Origin of the sequence: Klebsiella sp. HMSC25G12 (assembly GCF_001807705.1) — a bacterium.
Taxonomy (GTDB): Bacteria; Pseudomonadota; Gammaproteobacteria; order Enterobacterales; family Enterobacteriaceae; genus Klebsiella; species Klebsiella variicola.
In genome coordinates, this window is sequence record NZ_KV789843.1 from 115016 (window position 1) to 138066 (window position 23051).

The 23051-nt window shown below is 54.0% G+C and carries 22 protein-coding genes and 2 tRNA genes (1 of these 24 cut by a window edge); 14 read left to right on the forward strand and 10 right to left on the reverse strand.

The window, feature by feature from the left end; genetic code table 11:
- Together HMPREF3096_RS30810 and HMPREF3096_RS07410 are read right to left on the reverse strand one after the other, a co-directional pair.
- Window positions 1–26 (reverse strand) — tRNA-OTHER (locus HMPREF3096_RS30810) (it extends 41 nt beyond the left edge of the window).
- Window positions 27–94: 68 nt separating this feature from the next.
- Window positions 95–170: transfer RNA gene (locus HMPREF3096_RS07410), tRNA-Gly, on the reverse strand.
- A 294-nt stretch (window positions 171–464) separates the two neighbouring features.
- On the opposite strand from HMPREF3096_RS07410, the gene HMPREF3096_RS07415 reads away from it, so the two are divergent.
- Window positions 465–1196, forward strand: coding sequence for a transporter substrate-binding domain-containing protein (locus HMPREF3096_RS07415; protein WP_032731766.1), 732 nt, complete (start codon window positions 465–467; stop codon window positions 1194–1196).
- A 40-nt stretch (window positions 1197–1236) separates the two neighbouring features.
- Here the strand turns inward: HMPREF3096_RS07415 and orn are convergent, their stop codons facing one another.
- A complete protein-coding gene (orn, locus tag HMPREF3096_RS07420) occupies window positions 1237–1782 on the reverse strand; it encodes an oligoribonuclease (protein ID WP_004206435.1) in 546 nt (181 codons plus the stop codon).
- 94 nt (window positions 1783–1876) lie between these two features.
- On the opposite strand from orn, the gene rsgA reads away from it, so the two are divergent.
- The 3 genes from rsgA (at window position 1877) to mscM (ending at window position 7415) form a co-directional block, all read left to right on the forward strand.
- Entirely contained in the window at window positions 1877–2938 is a 1062-nt protein-coding gene (rsgA, locus tag HMPREF3096_RS07425) for a small ribosomal subunit biogenesis GTPase RsgA (RefSeq protein WP_008807202.1), read from the forward strand.
- Between the two features lie 160 nt (window positions 2939–3098).
- Window positions 3099–4061, forward strand: a complete 963-nt coding sequence (gene asd / locus HMPREF3096_RS07430) for an archaetidylserine decarboxylase (protein ID WP_012969117.1) — start codon at window positions 3099–3101, stop codon at window positions 4059–4061.
- Between the two features lie 24 nt (window positions 4062–4085).
- Window positions 4086–7415: a miniconductance mechanosensitive channel MscM gene (gene mscM / locus HMPREF3096_RS07435; RefSeq protein ID WP_032731763.1), complete on the forward strand. Its 3330-nt coding sequence runs from the start codon at window positions 4086–4088 to the stop codon at window positions 7413–7415.
- A gap of 37 nt (window positions 7416–7452) precedes the next feature.
- On the opposite strand, the gene yjeM is transcribed toward mscM, so the two are convergent.
- Together yjeM and epmA are read right to left on the reverse strand one after the other, a co-directional pair.
- Complete coding sequence (gene yjeM, locus HMPREF3096_RS07440) at window positions 7453–8955, reverse strand: glutamate/gamma-aminobutyrate family transporter YjeM (protein WP_012543119.1); 1503 nt, start codon at window positions 8953–8955, stop codon at window positions 7453–7455.
- 188 nt (window positions 8956–9143) lie between these two features.
- Entirely contained in the window at window positions 9144–10121 is a 978-nt protein-coding gene (gene epmA / locus HMPREF3096_RS07445) for an elongation factor P--(R)-beta-lysine ligase (protein ID WP_008807206.1), read from the reverse strand.
- Window positions 10122–10396: 275 nt separating this feature from the next.
- Between epmA and frdA the strand changes: the two genes are divergently transcribed.
- The 5 genes from frdA (at window position 10397) to HMPREF3096_RS07470 (ending at window position 14337) form a co-directional block, all read left to right on the forward strand.
- Window positions 10397–12187 (forward strand): fumarate reductase (quinol) flavoprotein subunit, encoded by a 1791-nt coding sequence (gene frdA, locus HMPREF3096_RS07450; protein ID WP_022064646.1) that lies wholly within the window; start codon window positions 10397–10399, stop codon window positions 12185–12187.
- Window positions 12180–12914 (forward strand): fumarate reductase iron-sulfur protein, encoded by a 735-nt coding sequence (gene frdB, locus HMPREF3096_RS07455; RefSeq protein WP_004177729.1) that lies wholly within the window; start codon window positions 12180–12182, stop codon window positions 12912–12914. The genes frdA and frdB overlap by 8 nt, the downstream gene beginning before the upstream one ends.
- A gap of 10 nt (window positions 12915–12924) precedes the next feature.
- Window positions 12925–13320 (forward strand): fumarate reductase subunit FrdC, encoded by a 396-nt coding sequence (gene frdC, locus HMPREF3096_RS07460; protein ID WP_002885530.1) that lies wholly within the window; start codon window positions 12925–12927, stop codon window positions 13318–13320.
- Window positions 13321–13330: 10 nt separating this feature from the next.
- Complete coding sequence (gene frdD / locus HMPREF3096_RS07465; protein ID WP_002885526.1) at window positions 13331–13690, forward strand: fumarate reductase subunit FrdD; 360 nt, start codon at window positions 13331–13333, stop codon at window positions 13688–13690.
- 113 nt (window positions 13691–13803) lie between these two features.
- A complete protein-coding gene (locus HMPREF3096_RS07470; protein WP_008807208.1) occupies window positions 13804–14337 on the forward strand; it encodes a lipocalin family protein in 534 nt (177 codons plus the stop codon).
- Here the strand turns inward: HMPREF3096_RS07470 and sugE are convergent.
- The 4 genes from sugE to efp form a co-directional block, all read right to left on the reverse strand.
- Window positions 14334–14651 (reverse strand): quaternary ammonium compound efflux SMR transporter SugE, encoded by a 318-nt coding sequence (gene sugE, locus HMPREF3096_RS07475; RefSeq protein ID WP_008807209.1) that lies wholly within the window; start codon window positions 14649–14651, stop codon window positions 14334–14336. The two genes, HMPREF3096_RS07470 and sugE, sit on opposite strands and share 4 nt — an antisense overlap.
- A gap of 142 nt (window positions 14652–14793) precedes the next feature.
- Window positions 14794–14940, reverse strand: coding sequence for a lipoprotein toxin entericidin B (ecnB, locus tag HMPREF3096_RS07480; protein WP_004206423.1), 147 nt, complete (start codon window positions 14938–14940; stop codon window positions 14794–14796).
- A 158-nt stretch (window positions 14941–15098) separates the two neighbouring features.
- Window positions 15099–15230, reverse strand: a complete 132-nt coding sequence (locus HMPREF3096_RS07485; RefSeq protein ID WP_002885511.1) for an entericidin A/B family lipoprotein — start codon at window positions 15228–15230, stop codon at window positions 15099–15101.
- 73 nt (window positions 15231–15303) lie between these two features.
- Window positions 15304–15870, reverse strand: coding sequence for an elongation factor P (gene efp / locus HMPREF3096_RS07490; protein ID WP_070544371.1), 567 nt, complete (start codon window positions 15868–15870; stop codon window positions 15304–15306).
- A gap of 41 nt (window positions 15871–15911) precedes the next feature.
- Here efp and epmB point away from each other — a divergent pair, with 41 nt between their 5' ends.
- Window positions 15912–16940, forward strand: a complete 1029-nt coding sequence (gene epmB, locus HMPREF3096_RS07495) for an EF-P beta-lysylation protein EpmB (protein WP_008807210.1) — start codon at window positions 15912–15914, stop codon at window positions 16938–16940.
- A gap of 146 nt (window positions 16941–17086) precedes the next feature.
- On the opposite strand, the gene HMPREF3096_RS07500 is transcribed toward epmB, so the two are convergent.
- On the reverse strand, window positions 17087–17731 hold the full coding sequence (locus tag HMPREF3096_RS07500; RefSeq protein WP_022064649.1) for a winged helix-turn-helix domain-containing protein: 645 nt from the start codon (window positions 17729–17731) through the stop codon (window positions 17087–17089).
- A gap of 477 nt (window positions 17732–18208) precedes the next feature.
- Here HMPREF3096_RS07500 and HMPREF3096_RS07505 point away from each other — a divergent pair, with 477 nt between their 5' ends.
- The 4 genes from HMPREF3096_RS07505 (at window position 18209) to HMPREF3096_RS07515 (ending at window position 23031) form a co-directional block, all read left to right on the forward strand.
- Window positions 18209–18760, forward strand: coding sequence for a fimbrial protein (locus HMPREF3096_RS07505; protein ID WP_022064650.1), 552 nt, complete (start codon window positions 18209–18211; stop codon window positions 18758–18760).
- 67 nt (window positions 18761–18827) lie between these two features.
- Window positions 18828–19517 carry a fimbrial biogenesis chaperone gene (locus tag HMPREF3096_RS07510; protein WP_022064651.1) on the forward strand — a complete coding sequence of 230 codons (690 nt, stop codon included), beginning with the start codon at window positions 18828–18830 and terminating at the stop codon, window positions 19515–19517.
- A gap of 56 nt (window positions 19518–19573) precedes the next feature.
- Window positions 19574–22111, forward strand: coding sequence for a fimbria/pilus outer membrane usher protein (locus HMPREF3096_RS28910; RefSeq protein WP_022064652.1), 2538 nt, complete (start codon window positions 19574–19576; stop codon window positions 22109–22111).
- Window positions 22112–22137: 26 nt separating this feature from the next.
- Entirely contained in the window at window positions 22138–23031 is an 894-nt protein-coding gene (locus tag HMPREF3096_RS07515) for a fimbrial protein (protein ID WP_070544374.1), read from the forward strand.
- Window positions 23032–23051: the final 20 nt, after the last annotated feature.

Consider the following 23051-nt stretch of genomic DNA (forward strand, 5'->3'; position numbering starts at 1 on the left):
TGCTCTACCAACTGAGCTATTCCCGCTTAATCTTCGGCTTTCGCCTCGCATCTGCGAGTTGAAACCCTGTGATCAGGATGGTGCTTTCAAATTTTGGAGCGGGAAACGAGACTCGAACTCGCGACCCCGACCTTGGCAAGGTCGTGCTCTACCAACTGAGCTATTCCCGCGTTACTGCTTTTTTTGCCATATTTTGATGGCGTCGTAATTTGCATTTCTGCGTCGTTACGGGAGGCGCATTATACGAGAATTCGATGCCCCTGCAACCCCCTGACGATCACTTTTTTGCGTTTTTTGTTTAAATGGACATTTTCTCGCCACCTACGCCGCTGAATTGTATAAATAAGCGTCATAACGGGCAAAATTGCTTTTTCCGCCCGGCTGAATGACGCAAAATCGCTCGCATCATAGTGCGGTGGCGCGACGTATAACGTGGCCACCACGACGCCAAACAGGGAATTAGCATGAGAAAAGTCCTCACCGTCCTGCTGCTGAGCACGCTGGCCATCGGAACCGCGTCAGCCGAGACGCTCCATTTTGGCACTACCACGGCCAATCCGCCGTTTGTCACCGCCAACGGCAAAAATCAGCCCGTCGGCTTCGATATCGATCTCGCTCACGCCCTGTGCCAGCAGATGCAGGCGCAGTGCCAGTTTACGGCGCAGCGTTTCGATACCCTGATCCCGGCATTGCGCTTTAAGAAGTTTGATGCGGTGATTGCCGGTATGGAAGTGATCCCAATGCGCGAGAAGCAGGTCGCCTTTAGCCGCCCCTATCGACAGGCCCTCTCCGGGGTGGTGATCGTCAATAAAGATGTCGCCCATACCTTTGCCGATCTGAAAGCCAAAAAAATCGGCGTGGTGAAAGGCACGCTGCACCAGCACTATCTGCGCAATAAGCAGAAGGCCGTGCAGGCGATCCCTTACGACGACGTCGCCAGCGCTTTAGCCGCGCTGAAAGCCGGCGAAATAACCGGCGTCATGAGCGACTTCGCCACCCTTGACGCCTGGCAACAAGAGAACCCTGACTACGCCATCATGGATGAGCGGGCCACCGACCCGGCTTATTACGGTAAGCAGTATGCGATTGCGGTGCGCAAAGACGATCCGGAGTTGCTGAATGCCATCAACGATGCCCTGACCGCGGTCATGGCGACGCCTGACTTCCAGCAGATGCAGCAAAAGTGGTTTAAATAATCAGAAAGATGTACCGGGCCGCACCAGGCCCGGTATTGGTTTACAGCTTAATGAAATGCTCGCGATAGTAGGCCAGCTCGGCAACCGACTCGCGGATATCGTCCATCGCCTGATGGGTGCCCTGCTTTTTAAAGCCGTCGAGAATTTCCGGCTTCCAGCGGCGAGCCAGCTCTTTCAGCGTGCTGACGTCCAGATAGCGGTAGTGGAAATAGGCTTCCAGTTGCGGCATGTACTTAAACAGGAAGCGACGATCCTGGCCGATGCTGTTGCCGCAGATCGGCGACTTGCCTGCCGGCACCCACTGCTTAAGAAACTCAATGGTCGCCAGTTCGGCATCGTGCTCGCTGACGGCGCTGGCCTTCACGCGATCCACCAGTCCGCTGCCGGTATGCGTCCGCACATTCCACTCGTCCATTAATGCCAGCTGAGCATCCGACTGATGCACGGCGATAGTCGGCCCTTCAGCCAAAATGTTCAGGTTGGCATCGGTCACCAGGGTGGCGATTTCGATAATGCGATCGCGCTCCGGATCCAGCCCTGTCATCTCAAGATCGATCCAAATGAGGTTGTTTTCATTTGCACTCATGCTATTTTCCACCCTTCTTGCGTGACTATATTCATCTAAAATAGCGTGTATCATAGAGGTTTTGCCCCATCAGGGCGACCAGGAGCCAGTTCGATTGAGTAAAAATAAACTCTCCAAAGGCCAGCAGCGCCGCGTCAACGCCAACCACCAGCGCCGCCTGAAAACCACTGCGGAGAAGGCCGACTACGATGACAACCTGTTTGGCGAAACGTCGGAAGGCATTGTCATCAGTCGCTTTGGTATGCATGCCGACGTCGAATCCGCTGACGGTAGCGTCCATCGCTGCAACATTCGCCGGACAATCCGTTCGCTGGTCACCGGCGACCGCGTGGTCTGGCGGCCGGGTAAAGACGCCGCCGACGGCGTAAACGTCAAAGGGATCGTCGAAGCGGTGCACGAGCGCGCCTCCGTCCTGACGCGTCCGGATTTTTACGACGGCGTGAAGCCTATCGCCGCCAATATCGATCAGATCGTGGTGGTTTCCGCGATCCTGCCTGAACTGTCGCTGAATATTATCGATCGCTATCTGGTGGCCTGCGAGGCGCAGGATATCGAGCCGTTGATCGTCCTGAATAAAATCGATCTGCTGGATGACGATGGCCTGCGCTTCGTCAATGAGCAAATGGACATCTACCGCAATATCGGCTACCGCGTGCTCATGGTCTCCAGCCGGACTCAGGACGGTCTCAAGCCGCTGGAAGCGGCCCTGACCGACCGCATCAGCATTTTCGCCGGGCAGTCCGGGGTCGGTAAATCGAGTCTGCTGAATGCCCTGCTGGGGCTGAATGAGGATCAGATCCTCACCAATGATGTCTCGGACGTTTCCGGCTTAGGCCAGCACACCACCACCGCGGCGCGCCTCTACCACTTCCCGCACGGCGGCGATGTGATTGATTCGCCGGGCGTTCGTGAATTTGGCCTCTGGCATCTGGAAGCGGAACAAATCACCCATGGCTTTGTCGAATTCCATGATTATTTAGGCCATTGCAAATACCGCGACTGTAAACACGATAACGATCCTGGCTGTGCGCTTCGCGAAGCGGTAGAGAACGGCAAGATCGCCGAAAGCCGTTTTGAGAACTACCACCGCATCCTCGAAAGCATGGAGCAGGTACAGGTAAAAACGCGTAAAAACTTTTCCTCGTCCGATGACTGATCATTAAGCTGAGCATCACGTCAGGCTCTGCCAGGACGCGGTCAAACTGCGACTAACGCGGATGCCATTTGGCGAGGTTTACGTATAGAATCGTCCCCTTTTTTCAGGACCCCGCCCGCGGGCGGGGTCAGGAACGACATATCATGGCCTGGAGGCTACTTTGTTAAACGATCTTAAACTTTCACTGCAATACATTCTGCCTAAACTGTGGCTCACCCGCCTCGCAGGCTGGGGTGCGAGCAAACGCGCAGGTTGGTTGACGAAACTGGTCATCGATCTGTTCGTGAAATACTACAAGGTCGATATGAAAGAGGCGCAGAAGCCGGATACCGCGGCTTATCGCACCTTCAACGATTTCTTTGTGCGTCCGCTGCGCGACGACGTTCGCCCGCTGAATACCGATCCCAACGTGCTGGTGATGCCGGCAGACGGCGTGATCAGCCAGCTTGGCGCCATTGAAGACGATAAAATCCTGCAGGCCAAAGGTCATGACTACAGCCTGGAAGCCCTGCTGGCCGGCAACTATCAAATGGCCGACCTGTTCCGTAACGGCAGCTTCGCCACCACCTATCTGTCGCCGCGCGACTATCACCGCGTGCACATGCCGTGCAACGGCATCCTGCGCGAAATGATCTACGTCCCTGGCGACCTGTTCTCGGTTAACCATCTGACGGCGCAGAATGTGCCTAACCTGTTCGCCCGTAACGAGCGCGTCATCTGCCTGTTTGATACTGAGTTTGGCCCAATGGCGCAAATTCTGGTGGGCGCGACTATCGTCGGCAGCATCGAGACCGTGTGGTCCGGCACCGTGACCCCGCCGCGCGAAGGCATTATTAAACGCTGGACCTGGCCCGCTGGCGACAGCGAAGGCTCCGTCGCCCTGCTGAAAGGCCAGGAGATGGGCCGCTTCAAACTGGGTTCCACCGTGATCAACCTGTTTGCCCCGGGCCAGGTGAAGCTGGTCGACTCGCTGCAAAGCCTGTCCGTGACTAAAATCGGCCAACCGCTGGCGACCGCCGTGGAAGCCAGCACCGCTGCTGAACCCGCGCCGTTACCGGAAGAAGAGATCCGCGCCGAACACCGCGCCAGCCCGCTGGTTGACGATACACAAGACCAAGGTTAATTCTTCAGCAAAAAGGGTTATGCCGTGCGCCTGATATACACTTTCCTGTTGGCCTTGAGCCTCAGTTTCGGGGCGTACGCTGCGACAGCCCCGGATGCTAAACAGATAACCCAGGAACTGGAACAGGCGAAGGCGGCAAAGCCCGCCCAGCCTGAAACCGTTGAAGTTCTGCAGTCCGCGCTGAACGCGCTTGAGGAGCAAAAATCGTCCCTCGAGCGCGCCCGTCAGTATCAGGACGTTATCGATAATTTCCCCAAACTGTTTCAAAGCCTGCGCTCCCAGCTCAACAATCTGAGCGAAGAACCGCGCCAGGTGCCAACCGGCCTGACCGCCGATGCGCTGAACCAGGAGATCCTGCAGGTCAGCAGCCAGCTGCTGGAATCGAGCCGCCAGGCGCAGCAGGAGCAGGATCGCGCGCGTGAAATCGCCGACTCCCTGAACCAGCTGCCGCAACAGCAAACCGATGCCCGTCGTCAGCTCAATGAGGTTGAGCGCCGCATCGGCACGCAAACCGGCAACAATGCTCTCGCCCAGGCGCAAAATCTTGCCCTGCAGGCGGAATCGGCGCGCCTGAAGGCGCTGGTGGATGAACTCGACCTCGCCCAGCTTTCCGCCAACAACCGCCAGGAGCTGTCGCGCGCCCGTTCCGAGCTGGCGCAAAAGCAGAGCGAACAACTGGATGCCTATCTGCAGGCGCTGCGCAATTTACAGAACAGCCAGCGCCAGCGGGAGGCGGAAAAGGCGCTGGAGAGCACCGAACTGCTGGCGGAGAACAGTGAAAACCTGCCGCCGGACATCACCGCGCAGTTCAAGGTCAACCGGGAGCTCTCCCAGGCGCTGAACCAGCAGGCGCAGCGCATGGATCTGGTGGCCTCCCAGCAGCGGCAGGCGACGAATCAAACGCTGCAGGTGCGCCAGGCGTTAAACACCCTGCGCGAGCAATCGCAGTGGCTGGGCTCTTCCAACCTGCTGGGTGAAGCCTTACGCGCCCAGGTGGCGCGACTGCCGGAACGCCCTCGCCCACAGCAGCTGGATACGGAAATGGCACAGTTGCGCGTGCAGCGTCTGCGCTTTGAAGATTTACTCAGTAAGCAACCACAGCTGCGGCAGATCCGTCAGGCCGACGGCCAACCGCTGACCAGCGAGCAGAACAAGATCCTGCAGGCGCAGCTGCGCACGCAGAACGAGCTGCTGAACTCGCTGCTGCGCGGCGGCGATACTCTGATGCTGGAGCTCACTAAGCTGAAGGTCGCCAACGGCCAGCTGGAAGACGCGCTGAAAGAGATCAACGAAGCGACCCACCGCTATCTGTTCTGGACTTCGGACGTCAGCCCCATCGGCTTCTCCTGGCCGCTGGAGATTGTCCAGGATCTACGGCGTCTGATCTCCCTGGATACCATCAGCGAGCTGGGCAAAGCCAGCGCGATGATGCTCACCAGCAAAGAGACCTTGCTGCCGCTGTTTGCCGCCCTGCTGCTGGTTGGCTTTAGCATCAGCTCCCGACGCCATTTCACCCGCTTCCTTGAGCGCTCCAGCGCCCGGGTGGGGAAAGTCACCCAGGATCACTTCTGGCTGACGCTGCGCACGGTCTTCTGGTCGATACTGGTGGCCTCGCCGCTGCCGGTGCTGTGGATGACGCTCGGCTATGGCCTGCAGTCCGCCTGGCCCTTCCCGCTGGCGGTGGCGATAGGCGATGGGGTCACGGCGACCGTGCCTTTGCTGTGGGTGGTGATGATCTGCGCCACCTTCGCCCGGCCAAACGGGCTGTTTATCGCCCACTTCGGCTGGCCGCGTAACCGCGTGGCGAAGGCGATGCGCTACTACCTGATGAGCATCGGGCTGATTGTGCCGCTGATTATGGCGCTGATCATGTTTGATAATCTTAACGACCGCGAGTTCTCCGCTTCGCTGGGCCGCCTGTGCTTCCTGTTGATCTGCGGCGCGCTGGCGGTGGTTACCCTGAGCCTTAAGCACGCCGGTATTCCGCTCTATCTGGATAAAGAGGGGAATGGCGACAATATGGTGAACCGCCTGCTGTGGAACCTGATGCTTGGCGCCCCGCTGGTGGCCATGCTGGCGGCCGCCGTCGGCTACCTCGCCACCGCCCAGGCGCTGCTTGCGCGTCTGGAAACCTCGGTCGCCATCTGGTTCCTGCTGCTGGTGGTCTATCACATCATCCGCCGCTGGATGCTGATCCAGCGCCGCCGGCTGGCCTTCGACCGGGCCCGCCACCGTCGCGCGGAAATTCTCGCCCAGCGCGCCCGCGGCGAAGATGAGCCCGTTCACCTCAGCAGTCCGGAGGGGTCGGTGGAGACGGAGGTCAGCGAGGTCGATCTCGATGCCATCAGTACCCAGTCGCTGCGGCTTGTGCGTTCCCTGCTGATGCTGATCGCGCTGCTGTCGGTCATCGTGCTGTGGTCGGAAATTCATTCGGCGTTTGGCTTCCTTGAGAATATCTCGCTGTGGGACGTGACCTCGACGGTACAAGGGGTGGAAAGCCTTGAGCCGATCACGCTTGGCGCGGTGTTGATTGCCATTCTGGTGCTGATCATCACCACTCAGCTGGTGCGCAACCTGCCCGCGCTGCTGGAACTGGCGATCCTCCAGCATCTCGATTTAACGCCCGGCACCGGCTACGCCATCACCACCATCACCAAATATCTGCTGATGCTCGTCGGCGGGCTGGTGGGCTTCTCGATGATCGGTATTGAGTGGTCGAAGCTGCAGTGGCTGGTCGCCGCGCTGGGTGTGGGTCTCGGGTTTGGCCTGCAGGAGATCTTCGCCAACTTTATCTCCGGCCTGATTATCCTGTTTGAGAAGCCGATCCGCATCGGCGATACAGTCACCATTCGCGACCTGACGGGCAGCGTCACCCGCATTAATACCCGTGCGACCACCATCAGTGACTGGGACCGGAAAGAGATTATCGTGCCGAACAAGGCGTTCATCACCGAACAGTTTATCAACTGGTCGCTGTCGGACTCAGTCACCCGCGTGGTGCTGACAGTGCCGGCCCCCGTGGACGCCGATACCGACGAGGTCACGAAAATTCTCATTGCCGCGGCGCATCGCTGCTCGCTGGTCATCGATACCCCGGCGCCGGAGGCGTTTCTCGTCGACCTGCAGCAGGGGATCCAGATTTTCGAGCTGCGTATTTTTGCCGCGGAGATGGGGCATCGCATGCCGCTGCGCCATGAGATGCATCAGCTGATCCTGGCGGGCTTCCGCGAACATGGCATTGATATGCCGTTCCCTCCGTTCCAGATGCGTTTGGAAAGTATCGACGGCAGGCAAAGCAGTAAAACCATGACCTCGGCCGGAAAAACCAGCCGCCGTACGGCTGGTAGCCTGTAAACCATCCCCTGCCCGGCTGCACCGCCGGGCAGGTTCTTTAACTCTCCATCACCAGCGCGCCGGACGCCATGCGCCGACGGTAGCTTTCGTAGATCCCCAGCGCCAGCAGTGAGAAGAAGATCGGTCCACCGACCATCCACAGGGTACTGTTCCAGTCCCCGCTGTCGATGACGGGTTGGATAATGGTGAAGATATTGGCGAAAGTCACCACCAGCAACACCACGCCGGTCGCCAGCAGCGTCGACGAACGGTTTTTGAAAATCACGAACGGTCGGTCAAGATGCGTTTTCGCCTTGAAGAACGGGAAGGCGATGGTCAGGAATAGATAGGGCAAGGTCATGGAGACATTGGCCATCAGCGTCAGCTTGTTATAAAACGCGGAAGCGCTATCCCCACCGAACGATACCAGTACGATAAACACCCCGACCAGCAGACACTGCAGCCACATCGCCGCGGCGGGCATGCCGTTGACGTTGAGACGGGTCATCACCGACGGCCAGAGCGCTTTTGGCGTGCCCTGGATAATCGCTTTCAGGGGAGAATAGCTGAGGGTGAAGAACGCGCCGGTGTAAGCGAGAAACATCGACAGGCCGGTAATACGGGCGAACCAGACTCCGGTCAGGGCCGCCGACTCTGGCGTCAGGTGCAGAGCCTGGCCGAGCGTCGTCCCAAGGCTGGTCATCAGCACATAGGTGATGTTGCCGAGGTTGGTCGAACGCGCGCCAAGCACCTGCTGCCAGTTGGCGCTCACGCCCCACAGCACAATCGCCAGCGAGTAACCGACCGAGATAACGATCGCCGCGATGATAATACCTTTGGCAAAGTTCTTTTCCGGCTTATCAGTCTTATCCACTAAGCCGCCGACCGCCTCAATTCCGCCATAGGCAAAGATGGCAAATACCACAAACGACAGCATCGCCATGCCCGACTGATACCCGGGATTAGGTGAAAGGGTGAAGTTTAACGGTTGGGCGAAATGGCCGCCGTTGAGCAGGAGGATCGCCCCACTCACCAGCAGTAGCACCAGGTTAAGCCCCATCACCGCGATACCGCCGACGGCGGTGATTTTGGCGATTTTATTGATCCCTTTGACGGCAATAAAGGTCACGACACCCATCCAGCAGGCTGCCAGAATACCCACCGTCTGCGTCGGGGTCAGGCTAGCCAGCGCCCAGGTCTGGGTTTTGTCCGCGCCAAACAAAAAGGTGGATAACGGCACCCAAATTTTAGCCGCCGTACTCACCATCCACACCACGTACGACGCAAACCACATAAAGGTGCCGATGAAAGCAAAGCGCGGCCCGACGCTGTGGTTCATCCAGGAATAGATCCCGCCCTCTTCGCGACGATAAGCCGATCCCATCTCCGCCATCATCAGCGCGAACGGAATAAAGAAAAAGAGGGCGGAAAAAAGATAAAACGGCATCGCGCTGTAGCCCATCAGATAAAACGCCGACGGGCTGTTGGCAAAGCCAAACACCGAAGTGAAGATCATCAGAATCAGCCCAATCAGGCTCATCTTCTTGAATTGTTGATGCATAAATCTATCCAAACGTGGGCATCACCCAACAGGCAACGCCTGGCCTCAAAAAATGAGCGCGGATAGTAGCAAAAGCACGGAAGGAGATTGTGGGTATTCGGGCGAAAACCGGGATAGCGTGAGGGAGGATCGGTCAGGGCGGGTCTGTCACCTCCCCCGCTCTAAGGCGGCAGGAGGTGACAGCGCCATCAGGCGCGGTCGACCGTAAAGGCGATCACCTCGCCGATGCTTTCGGCACCCAGCGCCAGCATCACCACACGGTCAACGCCCAGCGCCACGCCGGAGCAGTCCGGCAGGCCCGCCTCTAGTGCCGCCAGCAGGTTGTTATCGATAGGCTGCTGCGGAAGGCCGCGCGCGGCGCGTTTGCGGTTGTCCTGCTCGAATCGCAGACGCTGTTCGCGGGCATCGGTCAGCTCGTGGAAACCATTCGCCAGCTCAATACCTTTGTAGTAAACCTCGAAGCGCTCAGCGACCCGATGATCTTCCGGGCTGATCTGCGCTAACGAGGCCTGGGTGGCCGGGAAATGATAGATAAACGTCGGCCGATCTTTACCGATGTGCGGCTCCACGCCCATGGTGAACAACAGTTGCAGCAGCGTGTCGCGATCTTCTTCAGTATCGGCGATATTGCTTAAATCCAGCTTCGCCGCGACTTCACGCAACTGCGTTTTATCAGCAGAGAGCGGATCAATATCCAGATGACGCTGGAACGCCTGCTGATAGGAGAGGCTTTCCGCTGGCTGACACTCCAGAACCTGCTGCAGCAGGTCGTCCACCTCGTTGATCAGGCGATACATGTCATAGCACGGACGATACCACTCCAGCATGGTGAATTCCGGGTTGTGATGCCGGCCCATCTCTTCATTACGAAAGCTGCGACACAACTGGAAAACCGGACCGCAGCCCGCCGCCAGCAGGCGCTTCATATGGTATTCCGGACTGGTCATCAGGTACAAATTGAGTCCCTGTGAATGGCCCGGGCCGACGAAACGGGTTTCGAACGGGAACAAATGAATATCCGTTACCGTCGCCTGACTCATGCAAGGCGTCTCCACCTCCAGCACGCCGCGATCGGTAAAGAAACGGCGGATTTCCGCCATCACCGCCGCGCGTTTCAACAGATTGGGAATGGGTGCGCTCGGCTGCCAGGTTGCCGTCTCGCTCATGGTACTTTCTCCGATTGCAAATTAAGGGCACGAAGTCTACTCGCAACCGGCGAGTGAAACAAATTTTGTGCAATCCCCGGCAGATTACATGCCATTAATCTATCGTTAACCTGAATGCATAAATATCACTGATAAATAACCGCACATATCGATAAAAAAATCGAACACGTCAATTTTCCTTACTGACCCTACGGCTATACTCCTGTACCTATAAAGGAGCAGTGATACTTTTTCGCCAGCCCGGCGGCGAAATACACTAAAACTGGAGGAATGTCGTGCAAACTTTTCAAGCCGATCTCGCCGTAATTGGTGCTGGCGGAGCAGGCCTACGCGCCGCTATCGCCGCCGCCCAGGCCAACCCCAATGCCAAAATCGCCCTGATTTCTAAAGTCTATCCGATGCGCAGCCATACGGTCGCTGCAGAAGGGGGGTCCGCAGCCGTTGCCCAGGATCACGATAGCTTTGAGTACCATTTTCACGACACCGTCGCCGGAGGCGACTGGCTGTGCGAGCAGGATGTCGTCGACTATTTCGTTCATCACTGCCCAACGGAAATGACCCAGCTGGAACAGTGGGGATGCCCGTGGAGCCGCCGCCCCGACGGCAGCGTCAACGTCCGGCGCTTCGGTGGGATGAAAATCGAACGCACCTGGTTTGCCGCCGATAAAACCGGCTTCCACATGCTGCATACTCTCTTCCAGACCTCCCTTCAGTTTCCCCAAATTCAGCGCTTTGATGAACATTTCGTCCTTGACCTGCTGGTCGATGACGGGCAGGCCCGCGGCCTGGTAGCGATGAATATGATGGAAGGCACCCTGGTGCAGATCCGCGCTAACGCGGTCGTGCTGGCTACCGGCGGCGCCGGGCGCGTCTATCGTTACAACACCAACGGCGGCATCGTTACTGGTGATGGTATGGGTATGGCGCTGGGCCATGGCGTGCCGCTGCGCGATATGGAATTTGTTCAGTATCACCCGACCGGCCTGCCGGGCTCCGGGATCCTGATGACCGAAGGCTGCCGCGGTGAAGGCGGGATTCTGGTCAACAAAAACGGCTATCGCTACCTGCAGGATTACGGCATGGGCCCGGAAACCCCGCTCGGCGAACCGAAGAACAAATATATGGAGCTGGGTCCACGCGACAAAGTGTCCCAGGCCTTCTGGCACGAATGGCGGAAAGGGAACACCATCCCGACGCCGCGCGGTGACGTGGTCTATCTCGATCTCCGCCACCTCGGCGAGAAAAAGCTGCTGGAGCGCCTGCCGTTTATCTGTGAGCTGGCGAAAGCCTATGTCGGCGTCGATCCGGTGAAAGAGCCGATCCCGGTGCGCCCGACCGCGCACTACACCATGGGCGGTATTGAAACCGATCAGCAGTGCGAAACCCGGATCAAAGGGCTGTTTGCCGTGGGCGAATGCTCGTCCGTCGGTCTGCACGGCGCCAACCGTCTGGGTTCCAACTCGCTGGCCGAGCTGGTGGTCTTCGGCCGCCTGGCCGGGGAACAGGCCATGCAGCGCGCCGCACAGACGACTGAGGCAAATAGCGCCGCACTGGATGCACAGGCCGCCGATGTAGAGCAACGGCTGAAAAATCTCGTTAACCAGCAAGGTAACGAAAACTGGGCGAAAATTCGCGATGAAATGGGGCTGTCGATGGAGGAAGGCTGCGGCATCTACCGTACGCCGGAGCTGATGCAGAAAACTATCGATAAGCTGGCTGAGCTGCAGGAGCGCTTCAAGCGCGTGCGCATTACCGACAACTCCAGCGTGTTCAACACCGACCTGCTGTACACCATTGAACTGGGACACGGCCTGAACGTTGCCGAATGTATGGCGCACTCGGCCATCGCCCGAAAAGAATCGCGCGGTGCGCACCAGCGTCTGGATGAGGGCTGTACCGAGCGCGACGACGTCAACTTCCTCAAGCACACCCTCGCCTTCCGCGAGGCCGATGGCACCACCCGTCTGGAATATGGCGACGTGAAGATCACCACGCTGCCACCGGCAAAACGTGTCTATGGCGCCGAAGCGGAAGCGGCTGAGAAGAAGGAGACCACCCATGGCTGAGATGAAAAACCTGAAAGTCGAAGTGGTGCGCTACAACCCGGAGGTCGACACCGCACCGCATAGCGCATTCTATGACGTGCCCTATGATGAGCAGACCTCGCTGCTGGACGCCCTGGGCTACATCAAAGACAACCTGGCGCCAGACCTGAGCTACCGCTGGTCCTGCCGGATGGCGATCTGCGGCTCCTGCGGCATGATGGTCAACAAAGTGCCGAAGCTGGCCTGCAAAACGTTCCTGCGCGATTACACCAAAGGCATCAAAGTTGAGGCGCTGGCCAACTTCCCGATCGAACGCGATCTGGTGGTGGATATGACCCACTTTATCGAAAGTCTGGAGGCCATTAAGCCGTATATCATCGGCAATAACCGCACGCCGGACCAGGGGCCAAACAAGCAGACGCCAGCCCAGATGGCCAAATACCATCAGTTCTCCGGCTGCATCAACTGCGGGCTGTGCTATGCCGCCTGCCCGCAGTTCGGCCTGAATCCGGAATTTATCGGCCCGGCGGCGATCACCCTCGCCCACCGCTACAACGAAGACAGCCGCGACCACGGCAAAAAGGAACGTATGGCGCAGCTTAACGGCCAGAACGGCGTCTGGACCTGTACTTTCGTGGGCTACTGCTCGGAAGTGTGTCCGAAGCACGTCGACCCGGCGGCCGCGATCCAGCAGGGCAAGGTGGAAAGCTCGAAAGACTTTCTTATCGCCACCCTGAAACCACGCTAAGGAGTGCATTATGACGACGAAACGCAAACCCTACGTGCGGCCAATGACCTCCACCTGGTGGAAAAAGCTGCCGTTTTATCGCTTCTACATGGTGCGGGAAGGGACAGCGGTACCGACAGTATGGTTTAGCATTGTGCTGATTTACGGGCTGTTTGCCCTCAAGCACGGCGCCGAAAGCTGGGCGGGATATATCGGATTCCTGCAAAACCCGGTGGTGGTGATCCTCAATCTGATTACCCTGGCGGCGGCGCTGCTGCACACCAAAACCTGGTTTGAGCTGGCGCCGAAAGCCGCCAACGTCATCATCAAAGGCGAAAAAATGGGGCCAGAGCCGGTCATTAAAGGGCTCTGGGTGGTAACGGCGGTGGTCACTGTGGTGATCCTGTTTGTGGCCCTGTTCTGGTAAGGAGGCTGAGATGATTAATCCCAATCCGAAACGTTCCGATGAACCCGTATTCTGGGGGCTGTTTGGCGCAGGCGGCATGTGGGGCGCGATCGTCGCGCCGGTGATGGTGCTGCTGGTCGGCATCTTGCTGCCGCTGGGGCTCGCCCCGGCAGACGCCTTCAGCTATGAGCGCGTGCTGGCTTTTGCCCAAAGCTTTATCGGCCGCGCATTCATCTTTCTGATGATTGTTCTGCCGCTGTGGTGCGGTCTACACCGTATTCACCACGCCATGCACGACCTGAAAATCCATGTACCCAACGGTAAGTGGGTCTTCTACGGCCTGGCGGCAATCCTCAGCGTCATCACCCTCGTTGGCGTACTGTTTATCTGATCCTGCAAGAGCCCGGTCGCATTTCTGCTACCGGGCTCGCTTCATGTAAAAATCTTGCCGCCTTTTCCCTGCTGGACTCTACACTTAGCTTAAAAGCCAGCAAGGAGCATGCCATGCGTATCCTGCCGATAATCACCGCGATTGCCGTCTCGTTCCTGTCTGTCGCCTGCAGCACGCCCACCCCACCGCCGGGCGTCACCGTGGTCAGTCCCTTCGACGTTCAGCGCTATCTGGGTACCTGGTATGAAATCGCCCGCTTTGACCACCCTTTTGAAAGCGGGCTGGAAAAGGTCACGATCGCCTGGCACCCACGCGATGACGGCGGCCTGGACGTGGTCAATAAAGGCTATAACCCCGACCGCGGTATGTGGCAGAAAACGGATGGAGTGGCGTACTTTACCGGCGAGCCCAGCCGCGCCGCGCTGAAGATCTCCTTCTTCGGCCCTTTCTACGGCAGCTATAACGTCATTGCCCTGGATAAGGAGTATCGTTACGCGCTGGTCTGCGGACCCGATCGCGACTATCTCTGGTTACTGGCGCGGGCACCCACCATCGCTCCGGAGGTCAGGCAGCAGATGCTGGATATTGCTACCCGGCAGGGCTTTGATGTCAGCAAACTGATCTGGGTCAATCAGCGCTACAACTAGTGCGCGCTAATCTTCAGGCCAATGATGCCGACCACGATGCAGGCGAGACTGGCGATACGCATAGCGCTGGCGGATTCACCCAACAGCACAATACCGGTCACGGCGGCGCCCACAGCGCCGATTCCGGTCCAGACGGCGTAAGCAGTTCCCACCGGCAGGGTTTTCATCGCCCACGAAAGCAGCGCCATGCTGACGACCATCGCCACGATGGTGATGACGCTGGGAACCAGCCGGCTAAAGCCATGGGTATATTTCAGGCCGACGGCCCATACCACTTCCAGCAGACCAGCGATAAATAAGACTATCCAGGACATAAGGCTCCTTTGCTGGGGCCGTCCCCGGATGAGAAACGCTTACGGGTCGTCCCGTAAGGTGGATGAAAAGTCGCAGTGAGTATATCCAACAGGATGGGGGAAGTGAAGAACGGTACGGCGTAAAACCGTACCGTCGACGGCGTTATTGCTGAGCTTTGGTTGCCGCACCAGAGATTGCGCTGCCGCCTTCTGAAATATCCTGACCCACTCCGCGCGTAGTGTTACAAGCAGTCAGTGCTGAAGAGAGGACCAAAACCGTAAAGAACGCTGCAATCGTTTTTTTCACCATAATGTCATCCTTAGTGTCAGTTTTGTTTTCATGCCCTATAAGCATAGACAAACCGTCCACAGATGAAGGGATCTTTGCGATTTTTAAGAGAAAAGGAATATTCGTGGAGGAAGCTGGCGCGCCAGGAGGCAACCGCCACTAGCAAAACGGAAGGAAATTTAGCTCACGGCGTGAGAGATGGCGTGGCCCAGGCCCTGAATATCTTCACCCACTCCGCGGGCGGTGTTGCAGCCAGCCAGTAACGCGCTGCTCAGAAACAGTAACACCAGAAGTTTTACGCTGCGCTTCATGTCTCGTGTTCGTCGTACCTGTGCGTAAAGAGCGGCGCAGCACGGAGGCTGCGCCAGTCATCATGACGCGAAATTATTTCACGCGGGATACGTATTCGCCAGAGCGAGTATCCACTTTGATCACTTCGCCAATCTGGACGAACAGCGGAACTTTAACCACGGCGCCAGTAGACAGGGTCGCTGGTTTACCGCCAGTACCCGCGGTGTCGCCTTTCAGACCTGGATCGGTTTCAATGATTTCCAGCTCAACGAAGTTCGGCGGGTTGACCGCGATCGGCTGGCCGTTCCACAGGGTCACGATGCACTCAGCCTGATCCAGCAGCCATTTAGCGTTGTCACCGATCGCTTTCGCGTCAGCAGACAGCTGTTCGAAAGTTTCGTTGTTCATGAAGTGCCAGAACTCACCGTCGTTATACAGGTAAGTCAGGTTCATATCGACAACGTCCGCGCCTTCTGCCGAATCGGTAGATTTGAAGGTTTTCTCAACACGGGTGCCAGTCAGCAGGCGGCGCAGTTTAACGCGCGCAAACGCCTGGCCTTTACCTGGTTTAACGAATTCGCTGGCTTCTACCGCATAAGGTTCGCCATCTAACATGATTTTAAGACCAGCACGAAAATCGTTGCTATAGTAAGTCGCCATAAGGCCCTCTGAAATTGTTTAACTGGTAGCTAAGCCACAAAATGGCGCATATTGTAACCCTAAATACCCCATCCAGAGAAGATTGGATAACGCAACTTGCCAATGTTGTGACCAGTCCTGATGAACTGCTGCGTCTTTTAAATGTAGACGCTGATGAAAAACTGCTGGCCGGACGCGAGGCCAGACGCCTGTTCCCGCTGCGCGTCCCGCGCGCGTTTATCGCCCGCATGGAGAAAGGCAACCCTAACGATCCGCTGCTTCGTCAGGTACTTACCGCCGAGGAAGAGTTTATCGTCGCCCCCGGATACTCCACCGATCCGCTGGAAGAACAGCACAGCGTGGTGCCCGGCTTGTTGCACAAATATCACAACCGGGCACTGCTACTGGTGAAAGGCGGTTGTGCGGTAAATTGTCGTTACTGCTTCCGCCGCCACTTCCCATACGCCGAAAATCAGGGCACCAGGCGCAACTGGCAGACGGCAATGGACTACATCGCAGCGCATCCGCAGCTTGATGAAATCATCTTCTCCGGCGGCGACCCGCTGATGGCAAAGGACCATGAGCTTGACTGGCTGATGACCCAGCTGGAAGCTATTCCGCACGTTAAGCGTCTGCGTATTCACAGCCGCCTGCCAATTGTGATCCCGGCGCGCATCACCGAGACGCTGGCCAGCCGCTTCCAGCGTTCGTCGCTGCAGGTAATCCTGGTTAACCACGTCAACCACGCCAATGAAATTGACGATGAGTTCCGCGCGGCGATGGCCATGCTGCGTCAGGCGGGCGTCACGTTGCTCAACCAGAGCGTGCTGCTGCGCGGGGTGAACGACAACGCGCAAACCCTGGCCGACCTCAGCAATGCGCTGTTTGACGCCGGGGTAATGCCCTACTACCTGCACGTGCTGGATCGGGTGCAAGGGGCGGCGCACTTCATGGTTAGCGATGATGAAGCCCGTGAAATCATGCGTGAACTATTGACCCTCATCTCCGGCTACATGGTGCCGAAGCTGGCGCGCGAGATCGGCGGGGAACCCAGCAAGACGCCGCTGGATTTAGGGCTGAAGCAGCGATAAACGTCAGATTCACTTGTCTGCCAGGACGCTCTGGCAGACAAACCATGTGAAGCCATTTCTTGCCAGAGGATTAGGTAAACAGCTATCAGCTGTCAGCTGTCAGCTGTCAGCTATCGCATTACGTGATAACCCCCTATTGCGACAAGCTAACGGTGAAGCACCACCAGCACCACGATATTAATCACAATCATCACTACAATCAGCGCGATTAACCAGGTGGGCATTTTAAAAGTTACCTGTAATCGTTCCGATTGTTTTTCTGGTATCTCCACTTTATTCTCTATCAACTCATTGCCCTGAATCGCTAAGCTTTCTGTTAATGGAATAACTACGTGATCGTCAGAATGACCTTTGCTCTCGGCAGTAACGTCGGCAACCTTATTATTTTGATAATGCGTTAATGTCGCCCGATTCATATTCTCGCACTCTTCATCAGAGAGAGGGATGATCAGGGTATCTGGCGCGACGCTAAACCCTTTTTGCCTGACGGTGATAATGATATCCGCCGACAGCCCCGCTTTGAGCAATGATTTTCGCAGCAAAGAGATATTTTGATAGAACGTATTTTGTGACACCACCACTCCCCGGGTTTCCCAAACAGCAGCCAGAAATTCATCCCGCGAAATCACTTTACCGCTATTCTGCAAGAGTAACAGCAAGCATCTGGCAGTGGGCGCATTGAGGCTGACACACTCTCCGTCACCTGAAAGCGGCCGCAGCTCATTCATATTTGCATTAAAGATAACTTCATGATTAATCATACACCCATTAAATAACGCAGCGTTATCCATATCCCTGCCCCACGAAAAACCATTATCCATAATAAATTCTAATTAGTTCAGCCAACATGGTCTATGAACATTATCATTTCAAAAAGGAACGAGTTTAGTTCACATTGACCGGCGCCACACAGAATACAGGAGATAAATCAATATGCGACAGTTATCTTGTTTAGCCCCCGCATTTTCAGATTAAATTCACCTCAAATAATGGCAGCATCTCAATCTACTATAAAAGCATTAAATTCAGAGGCATTTCATAAAGAATTCACAAGCATTTTTTGCACCATGCTTTTAAATTACTCCCGCTTTCCCATGGTTCGCTATGGCAAGCGATATCATAGAGCCGGCAATTGCATTGATAAATATCGAGCACACCTCAAACATTTATCAAAATTATCAATAAATGATATGTCATTCACATGATAATAATTAATTATCGGTATCTATGCAGGACTAAGTAACTTTATATTTATATGGACTTGTAAAATGAAAAAAAATGCTAAGCTTCTCGCTGCATTCGTAGCTGCGTCAATCATCTCCTGCAATGCACTGGCAGCTGATGGTACTGTTCAGTTCACCGGTACTATCACCGATGCTTCCTGCGAAACGCACATCGGTAGCCTGACTGGCGGCAGCAACGAAACCGTTGATCTGGGCATTGTACCTGTAAGCAGCTTCTCTGGCGTAGGTTCAACTGCGGCACAAGGCGCTGGCTCTACTAATGTGAAGATTTTCCTGACCGAATGCCCAGCGGGTACTCCGACTCAGGCAACTCTGAAGTTTGATGGCGCTTATTATAATGGCGATAACAGCTACCTGGCATTGGACAGCGGTTCCACAGCGTCTGGAGTTGCGATCCTGCTGTCTAACCCAAGCGGCAATGCGCTGAAGCTGGGTGAGCCGTCTGAGCCGTTCACTCTGAACGTAGGTACCGGTAGCTCTACCGAGCTGAACTTCAAAGCAGCTTATATCCAGCGTGAAACCACCATCTCTGCTGGTACTGCAAACTCTAGCGCTACCTTTACCATTAACTATTAATAGTAGTTAAGACGTAATTTGTGCTCCCATAAATGGGAGCACATCCTCTTTTTAAGCAGAGAAAATTATGCGTATTTTTCTATCATTTTTCCTGTCAATAGTAACGGTTATCTTTAATATTACAAACGCTCAAGCGGGAGTTGTGATTGGCGGTACTCGTCTTGTTTATCCGGAAGGTAAAAAAGAGATAAACATAACAGTCGAGAATAAAGAGAACTTTCCGTATTTGATAAAAACCTTTCTTGAGAAAGGAAGCATTGAATCATCTGCCGGTTATTTTATGATCACGCCGCCACTTTTCCGGCTTGATGCACAACAAAAGAGTGTTTTACGTATCTTCAACGCAAGCAGTGCGATGCCGGCAGATCGAGAATCTCTCTTTTACTTTAACGTAACCTCCATCCCGGCAGCGACAGATGAAGATGCGAAGCAAAATACTTTGCAAATCGCTGTACGTAATCGGATGAAACTATTTTATCGGCCAAAAGCACTTGCCGATGACACACCAGAAAATGTTACAACAAAGTTGACCTGGCAAATAACTGGAGGAAAACTCAAAGTCATAAACCCTACAGGTTACTATATGAATTTTTCTACTGTAAAAGTTAATAACTCCTTGGTAAAGGATGCGCTATTACTCGCGCCATTCTCAAGTAATGAATATGCACTCCCCAATGGCGTATCAAGCGGGACCGTAATCTGGAAAATCATAAACGACCAAGGCGGTATAGGGCCGGAACATAAAACCACATTATAAAAGTGCATAGACGGAAAAAAAATAAAGCGATACTCGCTAATATAAAGGATTATGCGATGGTTGTTAAATTTAGATACACCACCTATTCTCTTGCGTTGATGAGTGCCTGTCTTACTTGCTTGAGCTCAAATGTCATTGCGCGAGACTTTTTCAACCCGGCATTTTTGAACGGTATGAACGGTTCGGATCGCGTGCCAGACCTCTCAGCTTTTGAGCACGAAAACTCGCAATCTCCCGGTAAATATCGTGTTGATATCATTGTTAATGATGCGTTTATTGATACCCGTGATGTTGAATTTACCACTAAAACAAATTCCAGCGGTAAGGACAGTAGCACTCTCCAGCCATGTTTAAGCGTAAAAGATTTTCGTGCTTTTGGTATCAGAACCGATTCATTTCCAAACTTAATTGATAACACGCTCGGATGTGCAGATATCTCTGTGATTCCTGAAGCGACTTACGAATTTATTTTCAATACGCAAACATTAAGATTTAACTTGCCACAGGCCGCACTGAGTCCTGCTATTCGTGGTTATGTATCCCCGGACCAGTTTGATGATGGTATCACTGCTTTGTTGATGAATTATCAGTTCAACGGTTCTAACAGCTACGCGCGCCGGTCCAATATCAGCGACACAGAGAACTATAATCTCAACATGCAACCAGGCCTCAACCTGGGCCCGTGGCGCTTGAGGAATTATACCACATGGAACAAGTCTGACAGTGATTCAAGCTCAGGAGACTGGGATACTGTTTATACCTATGTAGAACGCAATATTCCAACAATTAAAAGCGTATTAACAATGGGCGAAAGCTCATCTAATGCAGACATTTTTGATAGTGTGCCTTTTACAGGTGCTCAGTTAGCTACTGATGACCAAATGGATGCCGATAGTATTCAGGGATATGCTCCTGTTGTCCGCGGGATAGCCAGAACAAATGCTAAAGTATTAATTAAGCAAAACGGATATTTAATCTACCAATCCTATGTGCGTCCCGGGGCTTTTGAAATTTCTGATATGTACTCTACCGGTGGTAGTGGCGACCTCTATGTTACCGTAGAGGAATCAGATGGTAGTCGGCAAGAGTTCGTTGTACCTTACGCTTCCCTGCCAGTTCTGCGTCGTGAAGGCAGTCTGAAATACAGTATCACTTCTGGACAATATCGCCCCTACGATGGTGCCGTTGACGAGACTCCATTTACACAAGCCACAGCCAGCTATGGTTTACCGTATGGTGCCACCACGTTTGGAGGCTTTCAGTCATCCTCAAAATACCAGTCTGTTGCGGTCGGTATTGGACAAAATATGGGTGATTTTGGTGCGGTATCCGTCGATGTCACGCAAGCGTGGTCAACATTAAAAAATCAGGATAAAACATCGGGTCAGTCCTGGCGCATACGCTATAGTAAAAACTTAACCGATATCGGGACAAACTTATCCATTGCAGGCTATCGCTACTCAACGTCTGGTTATAATACGTTAGGTGATGTGCTAAACAGCTATCGCAATAGCGGTAGTTATTCATACGACCGTGTTCGCAATAGAACAGAAGCGACAATTAGCCAGAATATGGGACGCTCACTGGGATCATTAACGCTCAATGGTGTAGTTGAAGATTACTGGAATGAAGATCGCCGGAATACTTCACTTAGTGTAGGTTATAACAATACATGGAAACTGGTTAATTATTCACTTAATTATTCATACAATAGATCCTCACAAATCAATGGTGACTCAAATCGACACTACGACAGTGATAAATTATTTTCACTAACCTTAAGTCTGCCATTTAGCAGTTTGTTACCAAATACCTGGGTCACATACTCAATGAATACAGGGAATCCAGGCTCAACAACTAACAGTGTTGGGCTAAATGGCACCACCCTGGCTGATAACAATTTAAGCTGGAACGTTCAGCAATCTTATGATAATGAACAATATGCTAGTGGCAGCGCCGGTATGGATTATAGCGGAACCTATGGAGAAGTTTTTGGCAGCTATGACTATGATCACAATGCGCAGCGCGTAAACTATGGCGCATCAGGCAGCGTTGTTCTTCATGAGAACGGATTAACATTTGGCCAACAATTAGGCGATACTGCAGCCCTGGTTAAAGCACCAGGAGTGACAGACACCCGGATATTAAATGAAACCGGTGTGAAAACAGATTTCCGCGGCTATGCGATTGTCCCGTATCTGACGCCTTATCGTTATAATGAAGTTATGTTGGATAGTGAAACTTTTGCAGACAACGTCGATATGGATATTACAAGTCAAAAAGTTGTCCCCACCCGCGGTGCCATATCCAGAGCAAACTTTAGCGGTAATGTTGGATTAAGAGCAATAATTAGATTGGTTGATACTTTAAATAATCCTTTACCTTTCGGTGCCACGGTATCTGACCCTGCGCAGGAAAATTATAGCAGTATTGTTAACGATAATGGCATGGTATACCTAACCGGACTTCAAGAGACTGGCTCGTTGAAAGTACAGTGGGGTAAAAAATCGACCCAGATGTGTACTGCTGCATTCTCATTACAAACTGCTGCGCAGAACGCAGGGATAACACAGTCTCAAGCGGTCTGCCGCTAATCGGATGCGATAAAAGGATATTGAGCATGAGAGTTACTAGAAAAAATATATTGCATATAAGCCTGTTGCTCGCGGCTACGTCTCTGGCTATCGGCAAGGCTCAGGCGGCAGACTGCTCTGTTTCAGCCAATAAGGTGAATATCACTATTAATTCACTTAAAATCGATCCCGATGCGCCAGTAGGCAGTGTATTAAAAGTACAGCAGGTAAATACCCGAAATTATCCCGCCGCCTTTAACTGTGGAACGCAGGCGCTGTGGTATGGGTCAACGATGGGATCTAATTTTAGTACAGAATCTGCTATTTCAGGAGTTTATGAAACAGGGCTAACCGGTATCGGCATCCGTGTTACGGACATTGTCTATCGTTCACAGTATGCCCCCTACACTCAAAGCCCTGCCATGGGTTCATGGAGCGGTAGCAATGCCACCGGTACGGTAAAAATAGAAATTATCAAAACGGGTGAAATTCCTACTGTTAATAAAGGAAAATTTAAAACAGGTACGCTGGTCACTGCTAAGGTTAATTCACGTGCCACTTCTGTCGGTGCCAAGCAATTTTATGAAATTAACATTGCCAATGGGCCTGCCGGAGGGTGGACGGCGAAAAGTTGTACCTTAAGTAACTCAAACCGTAACCAGACAGTACAGATGGGGACTATCAGTAAGAGCGATTTTAATAGTGGCGGCTACGGTCCGGTGAAAAACTTCAAACTGGTGATTAACTGCCCCGATGGCATCCCAACCGATGCGCCGGTGAAGATTTCCTTCGAGCGAATGACGTCTGGTGCAAGTGACGGCTTTATGGATGTTGATTCCACAGTCGCAAATGCAGCCCAGAACGTAGGTGTTGAGGTCCGGGATAATAATAATACCCTACTTAAATTCTCTTCTGATTATACTTACACCAGGCTTTGTTGAATAAATCAGATTTCGGGTAA